Below are 922 nucleotides of genomic sequence, written 5' to 3'. Positions count from 1 at the left end.
CTCCTTCAGCTGAAGAAGTTGGATCGACAATAGGTGCTTCGGTTGTTCCTGGATCAACTGGAGGCTCAGGAATGTCAATTGGTCCAGGCTGATCAATTCCAGGAACAGCATTATTTTTCAGAGCGTTGTAGGTCGCATTTTGAGCAGAGACAGCCTTATCATCCAGCTTATCTAAAGCGCTACCAACTGCCCCTTTCGTATTTTGCATGGCTTCAAAAGCTTTCCATTCTGCCAAATCAACCATATTGCTTACACCACCTTTGGCCGCATTCATCAAGCCCTGGTCTTTTACAGAGTTCAAAGCACCTTGAATACCTCCTCCAGTTCTGGCTAGGCTATTTCCTAGAATCTGACTTCCTTTAGACAAGGCATCTGGAGCTTTTTTAGCCATATCCATACCAAATTGACCAAGTGCCATACTGCCATTAAAGAGACCGCCTGCTCCAGCCGCAAAGGCATTCCCCATCATCATAGCACCCAGCAGTTGTTGAGCTGTTTCACTATGACCTGTTGAGACTCCAAGCCAGCGCTCGATCATGGCTACTCCTTGCATGGCTGCAAAGAATACTCCAACATAGACAAAGGCAGCTGCGAGACACTGTTCCCACATATTGAGTCCATCAAAGAATCCGCCAGAAAGCTTAGATACAGCTGAAACAGAAAGGATTGGTAAATCTCTGAAAATCTCAAGCGTTACACGCATAATGATGACTTCAAAGAAGATTCCTGCTAAAGCACCGCCAATCGTTCTTAGCAGCTCCTTATATTTCTTTGAGTTTGATAGAGAACTATATCCAAGAATTGGAGAAATCATTGCTTCAATCAGAATATCAAAGATTGATTTAACGAGCTTAATGATCATGCTAACCAAAAGAACAATCAGGATAATATACTGGAGGAACATCCCTATCCAGTTGACTTT

1 pseudogene is annotated in these 922 nt (G+C 43.5%); it reads right to left on the bottom strand.

From position 1 onward, the window contains the following. A pseudogene (locus tag QM460_RS10405) lies at positions 1-922 on the bottom strand (hypothetical protein); the annotation flags it as partial.

Source organism: Streptococcus infantis, from assembly GCF_047464415.1.
GTDB classification, from domain to species: domain Bacteria; phylum Bacillota; class Bacilli; order Lactobacillales; family Streptococcaceae; genus Streptococcus; species Streptococcus infantis_AE.
Note: the sequence above shows the minus strand (reverse complement) of the source record. Positions and strands in the feature narration are given on the sequence as shown.